Genomic DNA, 4,394 nt, shown 5'->3' with positions numbered 1-4,394 from the left:
GGTTGGACGACGTCGACTCGGTCGAGGCCGGGTGTGTTGTCGTGGCCGCGGAGTACGGCGGTCAGTGACCAGTCGACGTAGGGGGCGAGGGCTGTCTCGCATGCGGTGATCGTGTCGCGGAACACGGTGGAGGAGTCGAGGAGATCGACGGCCATGCCGGGCCACTGCGAGCCCTGCCCCGGAAACACGAACACGACAGGCGCTCCGGATGCCCGGCCCGGCTTGGCACCGGAGACGGGCGCGGTCACGACCTCGGCCTCACCGGAGGCCAGTGCGTCGAGGCCGGCGAGGAGCCCGTCGCGTCCGTCGGTGCCCGGGACGACGGCCCGGGACTCGAAGGCGGAGCGCCCGGTGGCGAGCGAGAACGCCACGTCGGCGCACGGCAGTTCGGGTCGTGCCCGCACGTGGTCGGCGAGCCGCCGTGCCGCCTGGGCGAGCGCGTCCGCCGACCGCGCCGACACCACCCACGGCAACTGACCACCGTCCAACAGCTCCGGTACTTCCCCCGCCCTGACGTCGGCGGGCGGCTCCGCGAGCACGACGTGCGCGTTGGTGCCGCTGATCCCGAACGACGACACGCCGGCCCGCCGGGTCCTTTCGTCGGCCGCGGGCCACGGGTGGGGCTTGGTGAGCAGCTCGACACTGCCCGCGTTCCAGTCGACCAGGTCACTGGGTTTGCTCACGTGCAGTGAGGCGGGCAGTTCGCCGTGGCGCAGTGCCATCACCATCTTGATGACGCCGCCGACTCCTGCGGCGGCCTGCGCGTGCCCCAGGTTGGACTTCAGCGAGCCCACCAGCAGTGGCCGGCCGTCGCGTTCGCTGCCGTAGGTGGCGAGCAGGGCCTGTGCCTCGATCGGGTCGCCGAGGACGGTGCCGGTGCCGTGGGCTTCGACCGCGTCGACCGCCGAGGGGGTCAGGCCCGCATCTGCCAGCGCGGCCCGGATGACCCGCTCCTGCGCGGGGCCGCTGGGTGCGGTGAGCCCGTTGGAGGCACCGTCCTGGTTGACCGCCGTCCCCGCGACGACAGCGAGCACCTCGTGGCCCAGCCGTCGGGCGTCCGAGAGCCGCTCGACGACGAGGATGCCGACGCCTTCGGCCCAGGCGGTGCCGTCGGCGTCCGCCGAGAACGACTTGCACCGGCCGTCGGCCGCGAGACCCCGTTGACGCGAGAACTCGATGAAGGTGTTGGGCGTCGACATCACGGCGACGCCACCGGCGAGGGCCAGTGAGCATTCTCCGGAGCGCAGGGCGCGTACTGCCAGGTGCAGGGCGACCAGGGATGACGAACACGCGGTGTCCACCGTCAGCGCGGGACCCTGCAAGCCGAGTGTGTACGCCACCCTCCCGGTGGCCACGCTTCCGGTCGTGCCGGTCAGGAAGTGACCCTCGGCCTCCTTGGGCATTCGGCCGCCGGCGCCGTAGTCGTGGTACATCACCCCGGCGAACACACCGGTGTCGCTGCCGTGCAGTGATCCGGGCGCGATGCCGGCCCGCTCCAGGGCCTCCCAGGAGACTTCCAGCAGCAGGCGCTGCTGCGGGTCCATGGCCAGCGCCTCGCGCGGCGAGATCCCGAAGAAGGCGGGGTCGAAGTCGGCGGCCTCGTGCAGGAACCCGCCGTGCCGGACGTAGGACGTGCCGGAGTGGTCCGGGTCGGGGTGGTAGAGGCCGTCGAGGTCCCAGCCCCGGTCGACAGGGAAGCCGGAGATCACGTCACGCTGCTGGGCGACGACCTGCCACAGCCCCTCCGGCGAGTCCACCCCACCGGGGAAGCGGCAACCCATGCCGACGATCACGATCGGGTCGTCGTCCGTACGCGGTGCGACGGTGGCGACGGCAGCGGCGGGCGGGGCGGACCGCCCGGCGCGCTCCTGGGCGAGTGCGAGCGCGAAGTCGGCGACGGCGGCCGGCGTGGGGTGGTCGAAGACGAGGGTCGCCGGAAGGCGCAGGCCGGTGGCGGAGTGGAGTCGGTTGCGCAGTTGCACCGCGAGCAGCGAGTCGACGCCGAAGCCCTTGAACGGCTGGTCCGGGTCGATCCCGTCCGCGGAGTCGCGGCCGATGACCGTCGCGAGCTGGGTGCGTACGAGGTCGAGCAGCAGTCGGCGGCCCTCCTCCTGGGACATCCGGCCGAGCCTGCGACGCAGTCCGGACTCGCCGGGGCGCCGCTGCGGGACGCGCACCAGCGAGCGCAGCACCGGGGACAGGGTCCCGGCGAGCGCGTCGGCGCGCAGCGCGGCCGGTTCGAGGCGGGCCGGCACGAGTGCCGCGCTGTCATCGTCGAGCGCCAGGTCGAGGAGCCCGAGACCCTGCTCGGTGGAGAGCGGGGAGACACCGCGGGCCGAGAGCCCTTCACCGTCCAGGTGCGCGGTGAGTCCGGTGCGTTCGGCCCACAGGCCCCAGGCGAGCGACAGCGCCGGGCGCCCGACGGCACGTCGGCGGGCTGCGAGCGCGTCGAGGAAGACGTTCGCCGCGGCGTAGTTGGCCTGTCCCGGGTTGCCGAGCACGCCCGCCACCGAGGAGAACAGGACGAAGGCCGCGAGATCCTGGTCCGCGGTCAGCTCGTCTAGATGTGCGGCGGCGTCCACCTTGGGCCGTAGTACGGCGGCCAGCCGGTCCGCGGTCAGCGACCCGACCATGCCGTCGTCGAGCACTCCCGCGGTGTGGACGACTGCGGTGAGCTTCACGCCGGTCAGCAGGTGCGCGAGGGCTTCGCGGTCGGCGGTGTCACAGGCGGCGAGGGTGACCTCGGCACCCGACCCCGTCAGCTCCGCGACGAGTTCCGTCGCTCCGGGTGCGTCGGGGCCGCGGCGGCTGACCAGCAGCAGACGCCGGGCGCCGTGGTCGGTGACCAGGCGCCGCGCCACCAGAGCGCCGAGCACTCCGGTGCCGCCGGTGACGAGCACGGTGCCGTCCGGATCGAACCGGGTGCCACCGGCCGACCCGGTGCCGCCGGTGTGCCGCGCCAGCCGGGGAACGAGCACCGTACCGCCGCGCACGGCGAGTTGCGGTTCGGTGAGAACGGCCGCGGGCACCGTGCCGACCGGGTGCGCCGGATCCGTGTCCAACAGGGCGAAACGCTCCGGGTGTTCGGACTGCGCGGTCCTGACCAGGCCCCACACCGTGGCCTGGGCGGGATTCTCCGCATCGGGGCCGACGGCGCCATCGGTCACCACCAGCAGCCGGGAAGCGGCGAAGCGGGCATCGGCCAGCCACTCCTGGACCAGGCCCAGCGCCCAGCCCGCCGCCCGGTGCGCGTCCCTGGCGAGCCCGGCCCCCGTGCCGCCCGGGTCCTGCGCTCCGGCCGGACATCGCACGGCGACCACCTGCGGTACGGGATCCGGCACCTCGGCCAGGTCCGCCACCGGGCACGTGTCGATGTCGGCCGCCGCGACCCGCACCGGCTGCCACTCCAGCCGGAACAACGAGTCCGTGCCGTGACCGGCGGCCTGGCCGGCGGCGTACGGCCGCATCGTGACCGCTTCCGCCGAGAGCACCGGCTTTCCCGTGCCGTCGGCGGCCCGCAGAGTCACCCCGTCCTCGCCGGCCGCGCTCAGCCACACCCGCAGAGTGTCCGCGCCCTCGGCGTAGCGGGTGACGCCGGACCAGGAGAAGGGCAGAACGGTGCCGCCGTCCTCGCGCAGCAGGCCTACCGCGTGCAGAGCCGCGTCCAGCACTGCCGGGTGCAGGCCGAAGGCGGTGCCGTCCAGGTCGGCCGGCAGGCTCACCTCGGCACAGACGTCACGGCCGGCGCGCCAGGCGGCCCGCAGGCCCTGGAAGGCCGGGCCGTAGTCGTAGCCCGCCTCCGCGAGGGTGTCGTAACGCGTGTCGACGTCGATCTCGTGGGCACCGGGCGGCGGCCACTCGGTCAGGTCGAAGCCGGCGGTGTCGTCATCCACGTCGAGCAGTGCCGCGGCGTGCCGCGTCCACGCGCTGCCCGGGTCGGCGTCCTGCGGCCGCGAGTGCACGGCCAGCTCACGCTGTCCGTTCGCGGCCGGCGGTTCGACGGTCACCCGGAGTTGTACGGCCACGTCCGGTTCGAGCACCAACGGCGCCTGGAGGGTGAGTTCGGCCAGTCGCCGCCGGCCCAGCCTGCTGCCCACGGCCATCGCCAGTTCGAGGAACGCGGTGCCCGGCAGCAGTACCGTCCCCAGCACCGCGTGGTCGGCCAGCCACGGCTGCGTGTCCAGGGCCAGCCGCCCCGTGTACACCAGCCGGTCGTCCTCGGCCAGTTCGACGACCGCACCCAGCAACGGGTGCCCGGGCGACGCCAGACCGAGCCCGCGGGCATCGGCCGTACCACGTTCGGGGGTGAGCCAGTAGTGGTGGTGTTGGAAGGGGTAGGGGGGGAGTTCGGTGGGGTGGGTGTTGTAGGGGGTGAGGAGGGTGGGCCAGTCGAT

1 protein-coding gene is annotated in these 4,394 nt (G+C 73.7%); it reads right to left on the bottom strand.

Annotation, left to right across the window (positions count from 1 at the left end; translation table 11 throughout):
• Positions 1–4,394, bottom strand: a 4,394-nt coding sequence (locus ACF1BE_RS34965) for a type I polyketide synthase (RefSeq protein WP_392203018.1), incomplete at both ends; no start/stop codon positions are given.

The sequence above is a fragment of the Streptomyces sp. NPDC014991 genome, assembly GCF_043080665.1.
GTDB lineage: Bacteria > Actinomycetota > Actinomycetes > Streptomycetales > Streptomycetaceae > Streptomyces.
The sequence above is the reverse complement of the archived record's forward strand: the minus strand, read 5'-3'. Positions and strand labels throughout refer to the sequence as shown.